This window comes from Planifilum fimeticola (genome assembly GCF_003001905.1).
GTDB classification, from domain to species: Bacteria; Bacillota; Bacilli; order Thermoactinomycetales; family DSM-44946; genus Planifilum; species Planifilum fimeticola.
In genome coordinates this window covers 97717-118048 of record NZ_PVNE01000010.1, presented here as the reverse complement: position 1 = coordinate 118048, position 20332 = coordinate 97717, and the positions used below count along the sequence as shown (strand labels likewise).

The 20332-nt window shown below is 51.4% G+C and carries 21 protein-coding genes; all 21 read right to left on the bottom strand.

Translation table 11 applies throughout. The annotated features are described in order from the left end of the window. Positions 1-107: 107 nt before the first annotated feature. The 21 genes from CLV97_RS08190 to CLV97_RS08090 all read right to left on the bottom strand — a co-directional run bounded on the left by CLV97_RS08190 (position 108) and on the right by CLV97_RS08090 (position 20205). A complete protein-coding gene (locus CLV97_RS08190) occupies positions 108-818 on the bottom strand; it encodes a hypothetical protein (RefSeq protein WP_106345030.1) in 711 nt (236 codons plus the stop codon). 5 nt (positions 819-823) lie between these two features. Further along, on the bottom strand, positions 824-1669 hold the full coding sequence (locus CLV97_RS08185; RefSeq protein ID WP_106345029.1) for a S1 RNA-binding domain-containing protein: 846 nt from the start codon (positions 1667-1669) through the stop codon (positions 824-826). Positions 1670-1709: 40 nt separating this feature from the next. Continuing rightward, positions 1710-3269, bottom strand: a complete 1560-nt coding sequence (locus CLV97_RS08180) for a type IV secretory system conjugative DNA transfer family protein (protein WP_245891435.1) — start codon at positions 3267-3269, stop codon at positions 1710-1712. A gap of 36 nt (positions 3270-3305) precedes the next feature. After that, the gene (locus tag CLV97_RS08175; protein ID WP_106345028.1) at positions 3306-3806 is read right to left on the bottom strand and encodes a hypothetical protein; all 501 of its coding nucleotides are present in this window, start codon (positions 3804-3806) and stop codon (positions 3306-3308) included. Positions 3807-3824: 18 nt separating this feature from the next. Beyond that, positions 3825-4985, bottom strand: a complete 1161-nt coding sequence (locus CLV97_RS08170; protein ID WP_170070412.1) for a replication-relaxation family protein — start codon at positions 4983-4985, stop codon at positions 3825-3827. Between the two features lie 420 nt (positions 4986-5405). Continuing rightward, a complete protein-coding gene (locus tag CLV97_RS08165) occupies positions 5406-6080 on the bottom strand; it encodes a hypothetical protein (RefSeq protein WP_106345026.1) in 675 nt (224 codons plus the stop codon). Then, positions 6077-6361: a hypothetical protein gene (locus CLV97_RS17870; protein ID WP_146130441.1), complete on the bottom strand. Its 285-nt coding sequence runs from the start codon at positions 6359-6361 to the stop codon at positions 6077-6079. Before CLV97_RS17870 ends, CLV97_RS08165 begins: the two co-directional genes overlap by 4 nt. A gap of 201 nt (positions 6362-6562) precedes the next feature. After that, on the bottom strand, positions 6563-7708 hold the full coding sequence (locus CLV97_RS17865; RefSeq protein WP_146130440.1) for a hypothetical protein: 1146 nt from the start codon (positions 7706-7708) through the stop codon (positions 6563-6565). Between the two features lie 17 nt (positions 7709-7725). Then, a complete protein-coding gene (locus CLV97_RS08155; protein WP_106345024.1) occupies positions 7726-8697 on the bottom strand; it encodes a peptidoglycan DD-metalloendopeptidase family protein in 972 nt (323 codons plus the stop codon). Further along, positions 8694-9326 (bottom strand): hypothetical protein, encoded by a 633-nt coding sequence (locus CLV97_RS08150; RefSeq protein WP_106345023.1) that lies wholly within the window; start codon positions 9324-9326, stop codon positions 8694-8696. The genes CLV97_RS08155 and CLV97_RS08150 overlap by 4 nt, the downstream gene beginning before the upstream one ends. After that, positions 9326-11260 carry a CD3337/EF1877 family mobilome membrane protein gene (locus tag CLV97_RS08145; RefSeq protein WP_146130439.1) on the bottom strand — a complete coding sequence of 645 codons (1935 nt, stop codon included), beginning with the start codon at positions 11258-11260 and terminating at the stop codon, positions 9326-9328. Before CLV97_RS08145 ends, CLV97_RS08150 begins: the two co-directional genes overlap by 1 nt. A 95-nt stretch (positions 11261-11355) precedes the next feature. Beyond that, a complete protein-coding gene (locus tag CLV97_RS08140; RefSeq protein ID WP_106345021.1) occupies positions 11356-11943 on the bottom strand; it encodes a hypothetical protein in 588 nt (195 codons plus the stop codon). Positions 11944-11955: 12 nt separating this feature from the next. Next, positions 11956-14541, bottom strand: a complete 2586-nt coding sequence (locus CLV97_RS08135; RefSeq protein ID WP_106345020.1) for an ATP-binding protein — start codon at positions 14539-14541, stop codon at positions 11956-11958. A gap of 85 nt (positions 14542-14626) precedes the next feature. After that, positions 14627-15028: a TcpE family conjugal transfer membrane protein gene (locus CLV97_RS08130; RefSeq protein WP_170070411.1), complete on the bottom strand. Its 402-nt coding sequence runs from the start codon at positions 15026-15028 to the stop codon at positions 14627-14629. Between the two features lie 5 nt (positions 15029-15033). Beyond that, positions 15034-15258: a hypothetical protein gene (locus tag CLV97_RS08125; protein WP_146130438.1), complete on the bottom strand. Its 225-nt coding sequence runs from the start codon at positions 15256-15258 to the stop codon at positions 15034-15036. A 19-nt stretch (positions 15259-15277) separates the two neighbouring features. Then, on the bottom strand, positions 15278-16210 hold the full coding sequence (locus tag CLV97_RS08120; RefSeq protein ID WP_106345017.1) for a conjugal transfer protein: 933 nt from the start codon (positions 16208-16210) through the stop codon (positions 15278-15280). Positions 16211-16298: 88 nt separating this feature from the next. Further along, a complete protein-coding gene (locus CLV97_RS08115; protein WP_146130437.1) occupies positions 16299-16571 on the bottom strand; it encodes a hypothetical protein in 273 nt (90 codons plus the stop codon). Between the two features lie 158 nt (positions 16572-16729). Beyond that, the gene (locus tag CLV97_RS08110) at positions 16730-17341 is read right to left on the bottom strand and encodes a class D sortase (RefSeq protein ID WP_106345015.1); all 612 of its coding nucleotides are present in this window, start codon (positions 17339-17341) and stop codon (positions 16730-16732) included. A gap of 809 nt (positions 17342-18150) precedes the next feature. Beyond that, complete coding sequence (locus tag CLV97_RS08100) at positions 18151-18603, bottom strand: metal-dependent hydrolase (RefSeq protein ID WP_146130436.1); 453 nt, start codon at positions 18601-18603, stop codon at positions 18151-18153. A 124-nt stretch (positions 18604-18727) separates the two neighbouring features. Then, a complete protein-coding gene (locus CLV97_RS08095) occupies positions 18728-19246 on the bottom strand; it encodes a Holliday junction resolvase RecU (protein WP_106345012.1) in 519 nt (172 codons plus the stop codon). 227 nt (positions 19247-19473) lie between these two features. After that, positions 19474-20205: a DUF5131 family protein gene (locus CLV97_RS08090; protein WP_106345011.1), complete on the bottom strand. Its 732-nt coding sequence runs from the start codon at positions 20203-20205 to the stop codon at positions 19474-19476. Between the last annotated feature and the right edge of the window lie 127 nt (positions 20206-20332).

Genomic DNA, 20332 nt, shown 5'->3' with positions numbered 1-20332 from the left:
CGATTCCCCCCGAAACGAACACAGCTTTGGATTGTCATGTCAATTCAGGTGGATGTTTTCGTAAGTAGCCGTTTGTATACAGGACTATTTCACAATGCTTCTAGTGTCTAGCCGCTTAACACCACTGGTGTCGGCTGTTGATTTTCCTTCACCCAAGTGCCTTCCCAGCGATAAAAGAGATTCTGCAAGTCGCACCGAAGATCCTGATCGGTCGTCACACGCACTTTCAAATTCGGTGCAAAAGCGTTAAGGGGCTGAAGGTGACTCAGAGATTCCGTCAGGATGATCATCCGTTCGGTAAAGGGGTGCCACTTCAAATGTACCAGTAAATCCTGCATATCCCCCCGAATCACGTAGACGTAGAACAGGTTGCTCTTAAAAGAAATCGCCCCGACAAAAGGCGACGGGGCGGGAACAATCCGGGCTTTCGGGAACTTGGCATAGAGTTGGAAGAACAAAAGGCGTTTTAAAACATCCTCCACTTTGTATTTGACCCAGTAGTTGTCTTCGTACTCTGATATTTGCGTGATCGGTGCTCCGTTTGGTCCCAGGGTATAGATCGGAATCGATTGGTTGTTCCTCCTGATCTCATGCCGAACCAACTTCTTTTCCCTTACCATCCGCTTTCTGCGGTTTTTATCCCGGTTCAAAAACAGGCGCATCAGCTGGGAGCTGCCGATGACCCCGACAGCTCCCAAAGCCTGCAACGCCTTTTGTTCTCTCGGGGATTCCCCGTTCACATACGGATTTCCCCGACCATACACCCGCTTCCAGCACAACTTCCAATCGTGGGATAACGAAAAGGGGCTGGATGCCATGATCTCTAGCCCCCTATAACCCGCGTAATGCGCGTGCGGATCTGTTCCTTCTTCACATCCACGTTCAACACACGTACCAAGACGCGGTCTCCCTTTTTCACGTTCTGGAACTTCAGATGCGGCGCCAAGCTATCCACTCCCGGTTCCAGATTCACAAACACGCCGTATTCACGAACACCGGACACCTTACCAACGTATTCATTGCCTTTGGAAAAACGACCGGCGCAATCCGGCCACGGGTTGGTTTGAAGCGCTTTGGCACTCACTTTGACTTCCTTATTCTCTTTGTCGATCTCCAGTACCTTCACCTTCAAATGGTCGCCGACTTTGACCACTTCGGTCAGATCGTCGATCCAACCGTAGGAGATCTCTTCAATCGGAATCTTTACCTCGATTCCGCCGATGTCGGCACGGACGTAGTTGGGACCGACGTGGCGGACGACGGCGATGATCGTGTCTCCTTCCTCGATTTTCCTCAGGGTAATCTCCGCCATCTGTTCCAGCGCCGCCGTGCGGGAGGCCGTGAACACCCCCGCTTCCCGGTCGAAATTCAGCACCTTGAACGCCACCGTCTTCCCGGTCATGGCCCTCAATTGCCGGATGTTCTCAACTCCCGAAAACTCCAACGGGATGTAGCCGCGAATGGTTCCAAGGGTGACCACCGCACATTGTTTATCCAAGTCCTTATCGATTCCGTTCAGCTTCTCAATCCCCGTTACCGGCGCCTGCAATATGGTTTTATTCTGATACGCCCCGTACACCTTTTTCCAATGCTGATCGACTTCGCTTTCCTGCACTTTTGTCGGATCAAAACCCTCGATGAGGACTTGCATCACATCATTATTGGCCATTTTACATCACTGCTCCTTTTGAAATGAGTTTTGAAATCTTTTAATCCCAAAATCCATCCGAACCGGTGACCGCTTCCCTTTTGATTTCCCTTTTGATGGATTCCATCGATGTTCGCTCTTGGGCCTCACCTCCTTTAAGAAAATCGGGCGGATCCGATTCATTGGACGCAGACTGCACCACATCATCCTCTGATCCTACTGCAACAGGTTCCTTTTTCGCCAATCCTTTTCCCATCGCACGCAGTACGTCGGCCAGCCGCCTTGTGAATGAAGGAGCCGGCTCCCATTCCCTCCGCTCCTTCCAGTCCCGCGGAACGAATTGACCTTTTCCCAATACCGGTTCTTGCATCCGGCCATCTTTCATGATTTTGGCCACATAATGAAACCTCGGCAGACCGTCCATCAACTGGGTGTAACTGAAGCGGCGCTTTTCGTCTTCCGTGTCCCGATAGGTGTTTGGAAATACGTTCGGCAGCAGGATTTTGTTCCGATACGTGCTTTGTCGCACCATCACCTTGTCCTTGCCAAACTCCTCGGCGAATTGTTTGGCGTCTTCCGCCGACAGTCCGCCAAAAGCAATTTTGTTTCGGCAACTGGTCAGGATCGCCTGTTTCATTGCCTTGGGACCGATTTTCCCGGACTCCACCTCCAATTGACCAAGGGATTGCGTCGCAAATACCCCGGCCACTTTGTACTCCGCTGCAAGAGAGAGGAACATCTCCACGTCGGGGTTGATGTACCGGCTGTACTCATCGACGATGAGAAAGTGGGGGATCCGGGTATCCTCCGTTCCCGGGCGACGGAACGTGCCATTTTGCAGGTGCATGATCACAAACTGACCGAATGCGTCCCCGGCCTTGCGGAGCCTTCCCAGGGCCGTGTTCACCGCCAATACGCCACCCTCGGCAAAGTGACGGTCGATGTCCAGGTCGCTTTTCCCGGTCATGATCCTTCGCAGCAGCCGGTTGCTGGTGATGTTCTCCAACTGGGCGCGGAGACCGATCACGAACTGCCGGTATTTCTCCCGCATGGAACCCAGCAGCTCCGACTCGAAAAAATGAACGAGATCGGTCATGCCGTCCCGTTGCTTGAGTTCGCTTACCTTTCTTTCCAGTTCCTGCGGGTCCCGCAAGGTGTTCATTACATCGATGATGTCCATCTTATCGCCGTGCAGTTCCTTGAGCAGTTTGGTGACGTTTCTCGCAGACAGTTCCTGGACCGTTTTGAAAAACGCCTCCTGTTTCCCGAACAGCCCCTGAAGAACGACGACGGTTGCTTCGGCCACGTCGTCGATATCTCCCTCCATGGGATTGAAGCGGTGGCTGGAGGGGAATTCCGGGTCGATGTACAGATAGGGAATGCCCATGGCCTCACTCATTTCCTTGACCATCCGGGCCACGTCTCCCTTGGGTTCGACGACGGACAAACCCAGCTTTCTGCCCCGTCGCTTTTGGAGCAGTAGCTGGTAGATCATCGGCTTCAGGATCGTGGCCGTCTTCCCGGATCGGGTCGGGCCGACGACCAGCATGTGGGTGAAGCAGTCTTTCCCTTGCCAGGTAATGCTGTTTTCGTTGGGCTGGAAGGCCTCCCTCCTGATCAAAACACTCCCCTCCCTTTGGATTTGAAAGGCGTTTTGTCAGTACTTGTAGTAGCCCTTCTTCTCGATTTCCTGCACCGTACCAAGTACGATGGTCGGCAGATCCTGCTTCTCTAGCTCCCGTTGTCTTTTTCTCTCTTCAAAACGTCTTTTTAAAGAGGGTTCCTGTTCCTGTTTCCTGAGGTTCCCGCGTCTGCCATGATAGGAGATCATCCATTGGTTGCAGATGAAGGCAAAATAGACGGTCCCTGCGACTGTCAGAACGAGACCGATCCGCATTACCATCGGCGGCGACAGGATGTCGTCGAATTTCTGCCATGTCTCATAAAGCCGCATCGACAACGCCAGGCCGAAGAAGAGGAGGGTGGCCGCCAGGGACGTCGTGGCTCGGCCTCTCCCTCCTTTGATTAGTTCAAACAAAAACAGAACCGCCATCCCTCCCCCGACGACCATCAGGGGGACCGGCGGCGGCAGATACCATCCCATGAACATGGCGACTCCTTCCACCAGCCCGAACAGTAAAAAAAAGACTTGAATCATATTTGTTCAAATCTCCTTTTATTTTGTTCGACGGTAAGGACGAAGATCAGTTCGTCCTTTAATATGCGTTTCATCAGATTGTACATGTTTCTTTGCGCTTCTTTCGGCAGAGCGGCAATCTCTTGTTCGATGGCTTTCCTGCCCGTGATGTGCTTCGTGATCGATTTCAGTTCCGGTATGATGAGGCTCATTGTTCATTTCCCCTTTCGGTCGCCTAAATGCGTTGATTCGATTGCGTGACAGTTCCAGATAGCAAATGTACTGGCTTTCCCCCAACAATTCCCCGTGCAGGTCCCGCAAACCCGGTTCGGTCAGCACGAGGACCCGGCGCAGTTTTTCTCCAAACCGCTGCAACCGGGGTATGTCTCCCAGGTAGTGGTGAACCGCTTCGACTTTCATCAGATCGGTATCCAGCAGGTTGACAAGGTACACCTCCTCATCTCGGTATCGGGCGATGCATTCAAAACGGGTTCTGTCGGAGGGTGCGAGCCAGTGTACCGGGGCTTGTTCGTCCTGAAAGATTCGCTTGAAATGTCTTTTGTCGGATAGGCGGGATTTCAGGTATTCCACTCCAAAGGCATAATCCATGACGCATAGAGCCCCGTTTGTTACGAGCTTCTTTTCTCTCGATCGTTCAATGAAGTGCCAGATGGAGTCCCTCCCTTTGGCGAAAATGAGGAAGTTTGTGATCCCGGATGTCTCGATTTCTTTGATCATTTTCAACATGTTCTGATCACGGGTGCTTTCCATCAACACGAAAAAGCCGTACTCGGTCCCGTCCGGGCTTATCAACGTACCCTGGATATTTCCGCTGCGGTTCAGTCCCCTGTATCGCGCCTTCGTCTCCCTACTGTCCTGCATCTCCCATCCGTAGGGCGACAATTCCACCATGATGTCGTTGCTCATCACCAGGTACGGGAGCAAGCGGGGAGACACGTACAAATCCTTTGTGCCTTTGGTTACGGGAATTCCCTGTTTTTTCAGGAAAGATATCCCTGCATCCGTCAGTCGGTAATAAGCGGTCCCTCCAAACTCCCTGTGAATCGAGATGATGAGCCCGCTTTTCTTCATCGCGTGCACTTTTTGATATACATAGCTCTTGCTGTTCGAAAAGTATCTCCTCCTCAGTTGATCGGTCGTCAGTATACGATAACGATACAAGTCCTGCAAAATCGCCACGTCCCGTTGTTGCACCCGCTTGACCCTCGGATGCTGCGGCATCGGTTCGCCTCCTTTCAGGTCAGGTCGGGTCCCAACTCCTTGTCTGTTGTTTTTTCCGATTGATCTTCGGGCTGTTATATGAGTACAATCGCTCCAGTATTCGCGATTGTACTCATATAACTTTTCGGATCCTCCCGCTCCTCTTCAGAAAATGAAAAACCCTTTATTGACAAGGGTTTTCCTGCTCTCAAACCGGGTAAGAAATTGAAATCGGATCTTCAACCCGTTTTTCTGTTTTGTTGTAAGGAACAGAGATCATCCACCGGGTAAAAAGCAAAAATAAGAATTTGCCCCGTTTTTCCCATCCTAATTTTTACCCGCAAATTTTCCTCTTTTTTGCTTTTCCTTCCCGCTAAAACCCTTGCAGTTTTTACCCGTTTAATCCCAAAAGCCCTTCACCTTTCCCTCCCCTGTTCCGAATTTTTGCGGTTTTATTTGTTTCTCCCTTTCCTTTTCTTCGGATTCCTGACTCAGCATTTCTTCCATAGACAATTCGGGATATTTGACCACCTCCTTGGGATTTTCATTCATCAGTTTGACAAAGTCATGAAAATTATCCATTTCCATGACGAACATCTGCACATGATCGATACGATCCAAAAACCCCCGTTCCGCCCACATCAGATGATGCCAACTGTCATCCTTGATGAGCAATGTTCGTCGCAAAGCATCTATCAAATATTTGCGATTTCGATTATCCAAGTCACGAGTGCGTATGCTTTTGAAATAATGGGCGACAAACACAGCTGCCCGATCAAACCTTAAATCGATTTTTGACCAGTCATATGCCCGAAGCGTTGCCGCAAGGTAATAGTCCCGTACTTTCGCCCGATATTGAAAGTCCCCATAATAAGACGGCAATCTTCCATCGTAAGAAAACCGGAATACGGGGTAGCCGTGTACCGTCATCGGTTCCGCGGAAGCTATCGGACAGGCCGGCGGCTTTTCTTTTCTCCAGCGTTCCATCTCCTCCAACTCCGCTAAAGAATCCAACAATTCAGCCCGCAGACGCTCCGTATAAAACAAGGCGCTTTTCAGACGAGATTTGCTCATGACATCTCCACCTCCATATTGTATAAGACCTCTCCATCCCGGAAAGATCTCCACCTTCTCCAGGGTGGAGATGGAGAAAAATTCTCCTCCCCATACTCTCCACCTCCACCCTCTCCACCTGGAGAGGAAGAGTTCCATCTCTCCACGTGGGAGGTGATAGGATGTCCACTCCCCTCCACCTTTACCCCCTCTCCATGTGCTCCTCCTTTTCTCTCCATCTTTATGGAGGAAGGTGGAGACCTCCACCTCCTTATGGAGGGAAAGTTAACCTTCATCTCCATAGCCCTTTCTCTTCACCTGATTATTAGGTGGAGGAATGCTCCATTCTCCACCCCTCGCCTCCCTCCACCTGAAAATCTCCACCTCCATCCTCTCCACCCCTCATTCCCTCCACTAATCTGATCGGAAGGCTCCAATCCTTCAGCCTCCCACCAAAAAAGCGGAGATTGAGGCCTCCGCCTTTTTGGTGGAAGCGGGATAAATTATCCCGCCAGTCTCTTCAACTCTTTCGCCGTCTGCCGCGCTACCCATTCCGAAAACCCTTCCTCCATCAGCCGCTTTCTTCCCGGCACCTTCCCCTCCTCCTTCATAATCTTCATCGCTACCTCCAATGGAGAACCGGGAATGGTTTCCTTTTCCCTCTCTCCATTGAAAGTAGAAGCGGGAGTGATTTTCTCCTCCACTTTGCACGAGGAGCAGTTCTCCCGGTCTCCCTCCCTCCGCTCTTCGGCAGAGGTGGAAGGTGGAACCTCCACATTTTTCTTTCCCGCCTTCTCCACCCTCTCCACTTTCCGCCGGGAGGTCTCCTCCTCCACATCCTCCACACCCTCCACACGAGGTGTGGAGGTCTCCTCCTTTTTCTCCACAATAGAAGTAGGAGGAGTCTCCACCTCCACTCTCTCCTTCACCTCTCCCTCCACCCCAGTCTCCATGGTGGAGGTTGTGGAGGGAATAGCATTTTCCACTTCCTCCAACATGGAGGGAGATTTCTCCATTCCCTCCACCTGAGATGAAGAAGCCTCCACAACTCCTACTCCATGTCTTGCTGAGGAGATCTCTACCTCTCGATTTTCGGTGGAGGCAGAGGGCATCTCCCTCTCCACGTTGGTATCTACTCGCCTGTTGTCTTTTCGGCTTTGGCGAAACTGGTGAGCCATTACTCCTTTAAAAACCAAGAGTAGGAAAGGAGTGGCTACCCCAATAACTCGTCCGGCATTGTTATCCGACATCCCCAAGTAATTACTTGTGATGACGAAACACATCCCCATCAGAAAACCCGCCCATGGTGCCCAACCTGCAAGTGGGGTCCCGTTCCTGAAATCTCTTGAAAGCACTATAGACGAATAAACAAAACTCCCATCCCACACAAAAACCCCAACCCATTCGAGACCGTAGTGCAGTCCTGCATATCGCAGAAGTTCCAGTGAATGTGCCCAAGAAATAGTAATGATCCCCAACAAAATCAGAAAATTAACCACAACCATCAGTGATCGCCCGATAAAAACAAATAAAGCTGAAAACATCGGGACAAAATCACCGAACCACCGGAATATTGAGTATAAGGCGCGAACAACGAAATTTGGCGGCCTTTTATCCTCGATCGGCGGCAAATAAGCCATCTTTTGCATTTATTCATCTTCTCCTTTCAACCATCTTTCCAGTTCGTTCTTAAGTATTTCAGCGGATCCAGCGAGTTGCCGTTCATGCGCACTTCGAAATGAAGGTGCGGTCCGGTGGAGCGCCCGTTATTGCCGATCGAAGCGATTTTCTGGCCTTTCGATACGGCTTCCCCCTGACTCACAACAACGGTACTGTGGTACATATGGCCGTAAACAGTGGTCAAGCCGCCGCCGTGATCAATCACGATCACCCACCCGTACCCACTGGCCGGGCCACTTTTTATAACGACCCCGTCCGCCGCGGCTACAATCGGCGTTCCTTCCGGCGCGCCAATGTCCACACCTTCATGCATCCGCCCCCAACGCCATCCAAACGGTGACGTAATCTCCCCATTCGCGGGGAACATCAGTGTTGTGGGGAACCCGCCAACCGTTTCAAATTTTCCACCGACCAGCTTCTTTTTGTACTTCTCGTACTGTTTTGCAACTTCCACCACATAATTCCTGGTTTCAGGGAACGGAGGAACACCTCCGTACTTCCTCACGTTCCCCGCGCCCGCGTTATACGCTGCAAGCGCGAGTTCCAAGTTACCCCTGTATGACTTCAAGTGGCCGGCAATGATTCTCCCGCCCGCATCAATATTGTTTTCAGGCTTCCAACATTCATCCGCCGGATATCCAATTCCCCGGCACGTGCCTGGCATAATTTGCATCAAGCCGATCGCCCCGGCGGATGAGTGCGCCTTCGGATTGAAATTCGATTCTTGGTCTATAATTGCCGCAATCAATGCGGGACTGATGTCGTACCTTGCCGCAGTCCTGTTGATCAGGTCCGCAAACGGTACACCTCCCAAATATCCACTGTATCCGTCCGTCAATTCATCACCGCCGCCCATCAATACGGAAATGAAAACGACGGCGAAACCCAACAGACTGATGACTAGGACTATTACTAAAACCGGCGTTAGCAGAAAGAAAAAAGAAACGGCCTTTCTCATAAGATGATCTCTCCGTTCCCGTTCCGCTCAACGGGATGGTTGACGAGAAAGTCCGTGACCCTGTATTCGCCATCTATCTTTTCCAATTTCACCAAGTAGGTATCAACGCTTTCTTTTTCCTTTCCTTGACTGTCCGTAACTTCCCCCAGAACTTCCACATCCCACACAATAAAGCCGTCCGGTTGACCGGACGGCAAAGATGCCTTCACTTGCTTCCACCGTCTGTTGACCGTTGTTTCCTCCACTTCCTGTGGATACGTGGATGTAATCGCTTTGTACAATTCGTCGGACATCCATTTCCTACTGGCCTCGATGTGCTGAAGCGGCTTATCCCCATCGTAGTTGTGAAACGTCTTGACAAACTCCACAGCGATTTCTTCCGTCTTTCTCCTCACGTCATCATCGACGGAGGTTTCCCCTACAACTCCGCCGTCGTGTTCTTCCCGGTTGTCTTCTTCAAGGACCGTACGCCCGCCATACTTATAAACAGCTGCGTTATCCCGGTCCCTTTTCTCCAGTGTCCGTTCTTCATCGCCAAAGACAACAAGAACCAGGATCAAAGAAAACACCACAGCCCCCAAGACGACCATGGCGTTGACGACGAGCCTCCGTGTCCGATCACTCAACATTATCGGTTTCCCCCTCGCGGCTTGTTCTCCCAACGAAGGACGTTTCCCGGAAGATAACTCTCCAACGAAGCCAAGCCAGGCTCCGTACTCAGCCCATCTGAATCGATCACGGGAAGAGAATCGTTAACCCTTCCCGGTATGGCCTTCTCATAATCTTCCGGCGGTTTCAGATCTTCCAAAGAGGGTAGATCCGGCACCTCACTATCCTTCACCAAAGAATCAATATTCTCTTTGGATCTCAGATCCTTCACAGTGGGTATTCCTTCCAAATCCTCCTGCCGCGGTTCTTTTTTTCCTTTCTCTTGTCCCTCTTTTCCTTTCTTTCCGTCCTTATCCGGCAGTTTCAGCCGGGAAAGACGGGTCGCCTCGGAAGCCACATCGGACATATCGCCTTCTCCCGTGACCATTTTCCCGACTTTGCTGCCGGTGGCCGCTCCGGCCAATGCGCCAGCTCCACCAGTCGCTACGGCTCCGATTACCGCGCCCGCCGCCGTTGTCGCTGTCTGCACCCCGGTCTTGACTGGACTCAACATCGATTTCCGAAGAAGAGCCATCTCCGCCCTTAGCATCCTCAGTTCCCGCGATCCCTCCGAGAAAATGCTGTAAATGCGCTTGCGTAGGAAAAAGACCAGCATCAGAACGATGAACTGGACCACTCCGACGGCGATATAGCTGTTGACGGAACCGAATCCCCTCTCGGCATAGAGCAGGGAGGTGATGAAAAACACGAAAACCGCACCCGCCGACACGAGCAGTTTCAATGCAAGCGGAAGGAACAACTGGGCCATGTAACGGCGAAGTACGCCGAACTGCCCCGGCAGTGCCGCAAACAAAAAAGCAAACGGAGCCACCATGGCGATCCCCAAAAACCAAAATTGAAGCACGATGAGCAGCAGTGCCATCAGGTAGATCGGGACCGAGTTCAAGGCATTCATCCCGGTGTAAAACCAACTGAATACGAACCGTTCCAGGACATACGCAGAGGTCATGAGTTGGTTGCCTCTTTTTTCAACCTCTATTTCCCTGACATATTTCTGTCTTTCATTCCCTGGTTTCATTTTGAGTAGTTCATTAACTCGTTCCCTGCCGATCGCTTCTTCATTGTCTGTTCCGTACTGCATGAACAGGTACGGACGATGAATGAACATCCGTTTGATATTCCGGTTCGTTTCCCTCAGAACCTCTTCATTCGTCCTGTCGTTACCGGTCAGTTTGTCTGCGGAGCCCGTCATGATCAGCCCGCTCGCTTCCGTCGTGAGCTTGTTCGCGTTCATGAGGAACGTACCGTAGTTGCTGAACAGCAGCAGCGCCAGCGTCAGTGCGGTCACCGTCTGAAGGATTGTTCCCAGGGACTCCAATGACGACCGTTTCCACAGGAACATGAAGGCTGCATAAGCTCCCGTCAGAACGGCGACGATTCCGAGGAAGGCGTTGAATAAGCCCTTTCCCTCGCCGAACAACGTCCCGGAAATCCCTGTGAGATTCTGCATCATGGTGTCCAGATGCACGATCACCCGATCAACGAAATCGAACTCGTTGGCGAAATTCCACACCGCCAGCATGATGCCGGTCATCATCTCGTTGTAGCGGAGGATCAGGTTGTTGAACCAGTTGGTGGTTACGTATAACGCTGTAAAAACCGTTTGTTTTTCTGCCGCTGAGATGATCCCGCCAAACGGAATGAGCTTCATCCAAAAACTTTCTTCACCCTCCTCCTCCTTCTCAGCCAAATCCAGATAGTAGTACTCCTTCTGACCGGAGTTATCTGATCCGAACAACGTGTCCAAAATCCCGACCTTCCCTACCTTTTCCCGTTCGTCCCTCAATTGCTGTTGATCTTCGCCCTCTGCCAACGTAATTCCCGGAACGGAAGCCAAAACTGCCACCAGCATCAGAACCGCGATGATTCGTTTAATGTTCATAGTTTCGGCCAAAAGAAAAACCCCCGTTTCCATCTGGAAACAAGGGTCGGGCCGATTCCCTCCTCTCAATCTATTCGGATTTCCGGAAACCTCAAGAGGCTGAAACGTCACTCCTTCATCTCGTGTACCGTTACCCCACCAATCTCCTCCGCTTTTAGAACATTTTTTCGTTCAGGAAACAAGCGGGAAAATGTTATTATTACTTCAGAACGATTTGTAGCCTTCCATTTCCCGTCTTCTTTTTCCACAAGCAAATAATCCACGTATGTTTTATCATTATTCGGATGGTAATACTTTATGCGATAAAACAGTTTCCCGTCTTCGTAGTACTTATCATACCTTTCTATCAAATATCGCTCACCCATCTTCTCTTCCGCTCCTGGGAATTCATGTCTCCCAGGTTTAATGATATTGTACTTTATATCTTTCTTTATCTCCTCCTTAAACATTACTTTGCTCTGTCTATCATCATCTGCTTCAACCCTAGCTGCAATCCACTCATACACTATTTGATCCGCCGCCTCAAGATCCTTTTCCCTCTTCAATCTTTCGGCTTCAGTCACTGCTTCTGAACCCTTCTCCTCACCCTCCTCGCCGTATACCGTCAACAAAAATGTCGTGGCGGCAGCCGTCACCGCGACTGTCACCGCCACGACGATTCCGTATCTTTTTATTACGCTCCTGATCCGGTCCACTCTTCTTTCCTCCTATGATGCGTGGTTTTTCTTTTCCCGTTCCCGCTCCTCCTTCGTCGCCGTGGACGAATCGAAAGCATCCAGCAGGTCCCTGAACACCGGATCGATCCGAATGACGGCGGACCGTCCGTAAATATCCTGGAACAGAGCCTCACCGCGTCTCAGGTTTTTCAACGTCTCCACATTGTTTTCCGTCCGGGGCAGGTTGAAATAGTCCAGCATCTTTTCTGCTTCGCTCGTCTTTCGGAGACCGAAGCTGAACTTCATCCCCATGTTCGCGACCTCTTCTTTGTAGTCCGAGGCATTCTGCGTCCCTTTCAGCAACGTCGTGTTGTAGTAGCGGCCCTTCCGAACGACGAAGTTCAGCAGCTCCGATCCCACCGGACTGCGGTCGATGCTTTCCGCCTCGTCCTGCAGGATGATCTTGTGCCGGTGCCGGTCTTGGTTGAACATGTACTGCTTGGTGAAGGCTGCCAAAGATATCAGAATCGCTTCCGAAATCTTGTGCGAAATCCGGTATTGCTTAACCTTTTCATCCGGCAGGTTGAGATTCTGCACCATGATCACCTGAAGTGGCTTCTCCACCCGCAACACCCGGTAGTCCTGTCCCGGCTCCCCGAACAACAAGCGGGCCAACTGGTTCCGTCCCAGCGTTTCCAGTGTCGATTTAAGCCGTTCCACCTCTTCATGGCGCGTTTCGGACATGTTTTCCGGCTTGTTATCGTATAAATCCCTTACGTAATTGATGACAGCTCCAATGCAGGGGTCCTTTTCTTCGCTCGCTGCTTCAATCGCTTCACTTAAAATTGTATACTGGTGATCTTCAATGTCAACACCCGCCAAATATGCGAGTATGTCCATAGCAATGTCTTTTGCTTCCTCCAAATTTACACTTGTCCGGAAAGGATCCAGACATCCGGCATCCGCTTCGCTCGATCCCAGCGTCCAGACGGAAACATGCTCCTTCGGAATGAACGGCAGACCGTTGACCCACTTTTTCCGGTCTCCCTTCGGATCAATGACCAGCGCCATCGAACCGGTCAACACGGACAAATACACAAGCAGATTCATGAGAAAGGACTTGCCTTTTCCCGTTGCCCCGGCCACCATGATCGAAATGGAATCGATCACGTTTTTGACCGAATCAAAGGCTTTGGCGGCGAGATCCGGTCGGATGAATACCGGACGCTTTAGATTCCTCGTATATCCGATGTAGAATCCCTGTCCGTCTCCGATGTTGGTCGTCGCACCGAACATCATCCCAGCCAAGACACCGGGTTCCACTTCGATCCTGTAATCCTGGTTATACGGTTTAGACCCTGGGATCGTCTCCATCAGGAGATTGATCTGTTCCCCGTAGGGGGAAACGATCCGAATGCCGAACTTCATGAGTTCGTTTCTCAAGCGATCCACCCGGGACTTCAGTGTTGCTTCGTCCGGAGCGTTCACTCGGAAGACGAACGAACAGGAATAACCCGGCTTGCCCGAACTTCGGAAGTAGCTCTCCATCTGAATGGCGCCGCTCTCTGATTCGGAAACACTTAAATCGACGTTCGTTCCTCCTTTCTGCGCTTCCTCCCGCTGATCCTGGAACTCCAGCCGCACATCGCTCAACCGCTTCAGCATCCGCGCGTTAGTCTGATGGTGCGCTCGGACAGATATGCTGACGGGAAACGGAAGAACCGACTGAATGTGGTACAGCCACTCGAAACCGGGGTGGTAATTGACGGCGTCCATATCGTGACAAACCAAGTACTGTACATAGGTCTTTTGAACTTCGTTGTCGATGATCTTACTCAGCAACAGGGTTTTCGGTCCCACTTCATCGACATTCGCGTTTTGCAGGTCGAAAAAGGCTTCATCATTGGGACGAATCGCCCGATGGACCTGCCCTTTCTCATCTTCTCCCTTTACCTCGATCCCCGCCGAAAAGGACTCCCGCATCTTCACATCGTTGTTGGCGACTGAAAACACCTTTTCAATCAGATAGACCGTTTCGACCGCCGTTAGTTTCCGCGCGGCACAGGAAAAACCCCCGCGGACTGTGTCCAGCAGGCTGTCCGCCTGCTCCCGATAGGCGGCAATATCGGTTGTGGGAATATCGTAGGGTTCCAATCCCGCCGCCCGGTACACCGGGGTTTTGAACCCTTCGATCATCTCCCGCAGGGAACTGATCAGATTCGTTCCCATGTTGCCTTCCCTATACTGATTTCTTTTCGGGTCCAACTGGATCCCAAGATAAGCACGGTATTCGTTGGACTCGATTCGACTCCGCTGTTGCGATACGGCCTGTTTCTGCTGCCGCAGAAACTCGATACCGTAATCCCGGAGCGCGTAGTGATCCTTCGCGATCCGTCGGATGGTCTCCTCACATACCTCCGTCACATCTGTCGGATTCGGCACCACGAGAAAATGAAGATCGTGTTCGTTGTTCCGGAGAAAAGAGAGTTGATTCTGAAACGGCCACATCTTCTCCTCGTCCTCCCGGAAATCATAGCCAAACCCTTCGATGCCGTAGTATGCCCATACAGTACCGTCGCGACCAAACACAAGGTTCCCGTCCAGATGCTTGACGGGAAATTCCAGAATGCTTCGCATGAGTTTGCCTCCCTGATCCGTTCAGAATTCGATCGTCTCCCACCCACCGTACAAGTCGCTGTGGCACTGATGCCAGCGTTCGGGATCACCGGGAAGATTCCCGGTACGTGAAGTATCCCCGGAAACCGTAGGAACCGGGTTTGGGCAGCTCCCGACCTCGGAAATAAGTGACCCGTCTCAGCCGGCGCCAGTGATACAGGAGAAACGAACGGAAATACGCCAGCGGTACTCGGCCTTCGGTACCGATATCGGATAGCAGATACGATAAAACACCGGGGAACACCACCAGAATCCCCACCGGGGTCGCCCGGACGGGCGCACCGATGATCGGTGTGAAATAAAGCAGGAGCTCCAACAACCCGAAAAAGAGATAAAAGAGAACCGATTTCAAACGAATCGGCCTCCCCAGTCTCTTTCCGAATATCTGATAGATCTTCCGTTCGAATTTGAGAAAGCGATTGATTACATAAAGAGGTACCCGTTCCACATTTCTCACCTTTTCCCGAGGTTCAGTTTCTCACCCAACCACTCCGAGACGGGTCGGATGACGTCGGGGTTGAACACGAACACTCCGATGAACGCCAGACCGATCAGAGAGCCGATCATGGCAATCCACGCCCGGCGATACCCGGTAACTATTAGTACGACGATCAGTGTGAAAAACAGAACGTACTGAACCTGCTCCTTGAACCACTCGAAAAGGGCTTCCAATGTCACGATTGTCTCCTCCCTTTTTTTAGTCGCTGTCCATGGACCGGACAACATAACGCTGATCCTTCTGCTCAACAACAAGATCATAATTCGTTGCGAACCGTGCACCTGAAACGGGATCTTGAAACACCACTTCGCACACTACAACGTACTGGTTTTTAGCTTCACCCTCATACACGTCTGCCCGACGCACCTCAACGAACCACATAGCTTGATTTAAACCGTTCAGATGTTTTTTGTCCTCCAGGAAATACGCCAGCTTGTCTTTCGGGTCTTCGGCGTAGCTGGAGAAAAACGTTTCCAGGAAGAGCCGGATGTTCTGAGCCGTACCGCTCTCCGCCTGTTTCAGATTCTTCTTCGTCTCCTCGGCCTTAACCGTCGTCTGTTCATCGATGAAGGTGAACTTCGGCAATTCATAGACACCATAAGAGGTTCCGTTGTACTCCACCGGTATCGTTACATACTGTTTGCCCGTTCCTTCTCCGGACACCCCGCCTTTGATCTCGTAGATGACCGACAAGGTGATGTATGCCCGGTTTTCCCCTTTTTCCTCAACCCTTTTCACCGAAGAGCCCAGGTACCGGCTGTCAGAGGCCAGGTTCTCCATCTCCAATCCCCCGTAGGGGTCCAGCCCCTCCGCCAAATACCATTTCAACCGTTTCTCCCGCTCCTTCTTTTTCCCCCTCTCCCACGTAAAATACTGGGCGGTAAAATTCCGGGCGAAATCGATCGCTTCCGGTTTGGTCGCAGGGTTTACCTCTTGTTGAACGACCGCCTCCAGCGGCCTGTCTATACCCTCCGTGGGAGGAGTTGTAACCGTAACTGTGACCACCAGGAACATAAACCCGTAGGACACCCAAAAAATCACCACCCCGATACGACGGGCGATATAGCCTCGCGGACGAGGCGGTTTTTCACGTTTGGGCGGATGGGGCTGAAGCCACTTTCTAATCATCATTTTTCGCTGCTCCCGTTTCCTTTGTCGGCGTTCCTTCTTTTCCTCTTTGCTTAGCAGCCCTTGCTTGGTACCCAGTTCGAATCACCTCTTAAAATCGTCTTCCCACGGCGGTGCTTGTGCCGATCAAGATAATGATCCCGATGATAAGCAATACCGTCCGGGTTGGGCCGAATTCTTCCAGCGAGATGTCATACAGGTTCTTGCCGTGCACCTGCATCGCCTCCCAAACCGGTAAAAGGGAAGGAAATTGATCCAGAATAATGCTGCCCACAACCAAGATCACAAAGACCATCAGCATCCCGAAAAAGATATCCCGCAACAAGATTTTCTCACCCATCCTTTCCGCTTTCTGCTCTGCCACGTGGATGGCTCTTCCATGGAAACAGATGGAGCGTTAACCCAATTCTTTGCATTCTTTTCCTCCTTCCTTTCCTTCAATCAAAAGAACGGTCAAAAGAAGATTTGAAAAAAGGGATGAAGCTTCTCCATCCCTTTACCGATCGGGGAGCAGGATATTTTTTATTGATCAGCCAACATCTCTGCTTCAATGATGTAACGTTGCTGCGGCGAATTCGGCGAGTCGAAAGGATAGCAAGTGTACCCCACAACTACCGGTTCGCCGGTCCGCCTGATTACGGATCGGTCATCTTTGTCCGCGATCCAGGTCCTTCGTACCCGGTATACAAATCGCCCGCGATCCGTCTCCAAAATAATCAGATCTCCCAGCCGGATCTTTCCGGCGTGACGGAAAGCCGTATTTCGATGTCCGGCAATCCCGACCAGTTCCGCTTCCCCCGGCATGCCGAGGTTATGCACTCCGACACCCTTGCTCAACTGCGCATGGTCCGTCCCGGCCCACATCGGAACCTTCAATCCAATCGACGGGATTCGAAGCGTTCCGATCCGTTGGCCCCGCTTCGGACGCTTCTCCCACGTGATGGTCCGCGGTTCCGTTTTCGGTTCATCCTCTGAACCCGATATCTCAACGGTATTGGTTGCCTCAGCGGTTTTGCCATAGAATCGTTCAACCTGCCGATGATTTTCCCAGTACATCCATCCGAGGTATCCGGTCAGAGTGATCGCCGAGGTGAAGGAAATTGCGGCGATTGTTCCCAATACCCAGCGCCGCATCCGTCATCCGTCCGATTTCCGCCGCATTCCGTAAAGGGCTGCTCCTCCCAAGCCGAACAGCCCTCCGATTATCTGAACCAAAGGCAGGGGAGAAAATCCGGTCTTCGCCATTTTCTCCCCCTTCACTTCCCCATCGGCACCGCTGTTGACGGACCGGGACTTTCCGTCGAATTTTCCGGCGGATTCGGCTTTCCCGCCCGTTCCGGCCGCTGTGATACTGTCTTTGCCGGAAGTGTCGGACGAGGATTCGGATACGGAATCTTTGTGGATTTCGTGTTCGGTTTTCGCTTTCGGTTGGGATTTCGGTTCCGATTCTTTCTCGGGTGTCGGTTTAGGATCAGGTACTGGTACGGGACTGATTACCGGTTCGGACTGAACTGCTTTCGGCGCGGGAGACACGGGTCCGGGTTCACCCGATTTCTCGTCCTTTTGGGACGATGGAACAGGATCATCTTCCGTCATCAAGTCGGGTTGTTCCAGCGGCGTTTCAGGCGTTTCAGGTACGGAATGTTCTTTCCGTTTCGGAGCCTTCCGGATTTCCCCCGGAGGGATCAAGGCATCCTGCGCGGAATCAAGAACGCCTTCCACAAGCGGGAGCGGACGGCTATCGTCCGCATAAGCATCATAGATTCCGCTCCCGACTAAAGCCGAAGAGAGCGCGGAAAACATCAGGACAACCACTTTTTTCTTACCCATCGCTTACCTCCTGACAGCTCCCCGATCGGCAAAAGGATGGAAAACAAGAAAAACGGGGCCGGATCGGGGATGATATAATCCCCGTCCAGCCCCTTTTTATTAATTCTCGTTTTTTATCCTGTGAAAATCCATGCTACGATGATGACTATGAGACTTATCCGTACCAAACGGTCCATAACCAGAAAGCCGAAACGCGAAACGGAAATTCCGATTCGCATTGGATTCGGATACAACACCTGCACCTTCCCGGTCAGCAAATCCCCCGCCACGTGCGCCAGTATTCCCAGAGTTACGGCAAGGGCATGGGGCTGACCGATGAAAGGCCAGAGGAATAGGCCCGCTATTCCTGCAAACAACAGCGAGTGGGTAAATGTCCGATGTCCGACCAACCGATTCAGTGAGATTGACACAAAGGGGAGCATCCTGCCGAATTTGGAGCGCGGTTCATCCAAATCGGGAATCACTCCGGCAATTCCACCGATTATGGCTCCCTTCAAGACCGACGTGACTGCATATCCGGCAAGAGCACCGGACAACATGTGCGTCGTCCATTCGATTTTTCTCACCTCCTTTCTTTTCAGCAAACTTAAAAAGGATATGATATCAGGCTCTATTTGTATTGTTATATATATTTTACATTGATATGTTTGCGATTGACCAAAAGTATTCGCCAAAAGTTACGGACCAACTTCATACTTTTTTCGAGCGGATGAACTCCAAAAAGTCCAGCCCTGTTCGCCCACCCTCTTTGACCGTGATCATCTCCGCTTTTAGATCGAAATACGGAATCGACTTCTTTCCTCCCGACCATGCCCTTTCCATGGCTGGCTTCAGCTTCTGGAACGGAATGACGAACCATTCCGCATGCTTGATCATTTCAAGCAGGATGAAGGCCACACCACCCTGCTCGTGAAAACTTTTCAAGTATCGGTACTGGTGCTCTTTCACCAAGCTGAGGTCGAACCGTGTCCGCTGTCGGGTGGATTTCACTTCGAAAGCAACCGGACGATTATACGCAATCCCGACAAAATCAACGGTGGACTTTTCCCGGTAGAAGGCCCCGTTTTTACCGATCGTCTTCGGCACATCAACTTCCTGGATACAGGATCGTCCCAGTGCATTGTACCGCTCGATCACCTCCCTTATGAAAGCTTGTGTTCGCATTCCACGGTTGGAAGGACTCATATTTGCGATAGACAAGATGAACATCACCCTCCCGTCGGACTAGAAATCTGAAATAGTGCACCAATGGGGCTGAAAGGTGGATAGGCCAGGCTGGGATCATCACCCCTGGTTTCATCCTCTAGCCCAACCTCCCCGGGTAAAGGGAAACCGTTCGGCAAGCGGATCGCGGGTCCGTGCGATTCGTTCTCCAGCCCCACCAAGCACCTGTTGGGCTGAAAGGAGACTTGATGGAGAGAATGCATCTCTCCTGTCTACCCTATGTTGTAACGGGGCCCCTGATCCGGCAGCTCATCCCATGTCCTACCGTCCAACATCCGTCCTGTAAGATCTTTCCGAACACCTCCCCATTGCTTGAAAAAGAAAGCGACATTTTCTTTGATGCACTGATCCCTTATCTCCCTGACCCATTGGCCATCCACTGACCGAGCACCCGGGCCGGACTCTCCACCAACAATGACCCAGTGAATCCCTTCCAGATTTAAATGTAAAGGCCCTAACAAAGGTTCACAGGATAAAAAGCGAACTTGTGTAGGTACATTTCTCAAATGATCGACCCGTTCGATTACCCTCATATTCTCCACACTGGTTCCCATCCAAATGTTCGACGTCCAGTTCAAACGATCCGCCATCGCTGCGACCCGTTCCGGCCTTTTGGTCAGAACCTGAAAAACATGTTGAGACGAACGATTCATAGTTTCGAAAACTTTCAGGATAAACTCATCGAGAACTTCTGGATGGAAAAGATCTGACATGGAATTGACGAAGATTTTTCTTGGCTTCTTCCATCGAAGAGGTAAATCGATCAAATCCCAATGAAGAGTGAGTTGAAAACCGTTCCGGTAACGCTCCACCCCCATTGCCTGCAAACGCCGGGCCATTCTCTCCGCGTAACAGTTCCGGCACCCGGCACTCACCTTTGTGCAGCCGGTCACCGGGTTCCAGGTTGCATTCGTCCACTCAATCTCGCTTTGGGGGTTCGCCATTATTAGTCTCCTTTCTTCATTCGGTCATCTTGGAGGCTTCGGCGACGGTATATATAGAGAGTGAGAAAGGACACCATCGCCCGATCCCGGAAAAAGCCCGTGATAACAGGCTTTTTGGACGTTTTAG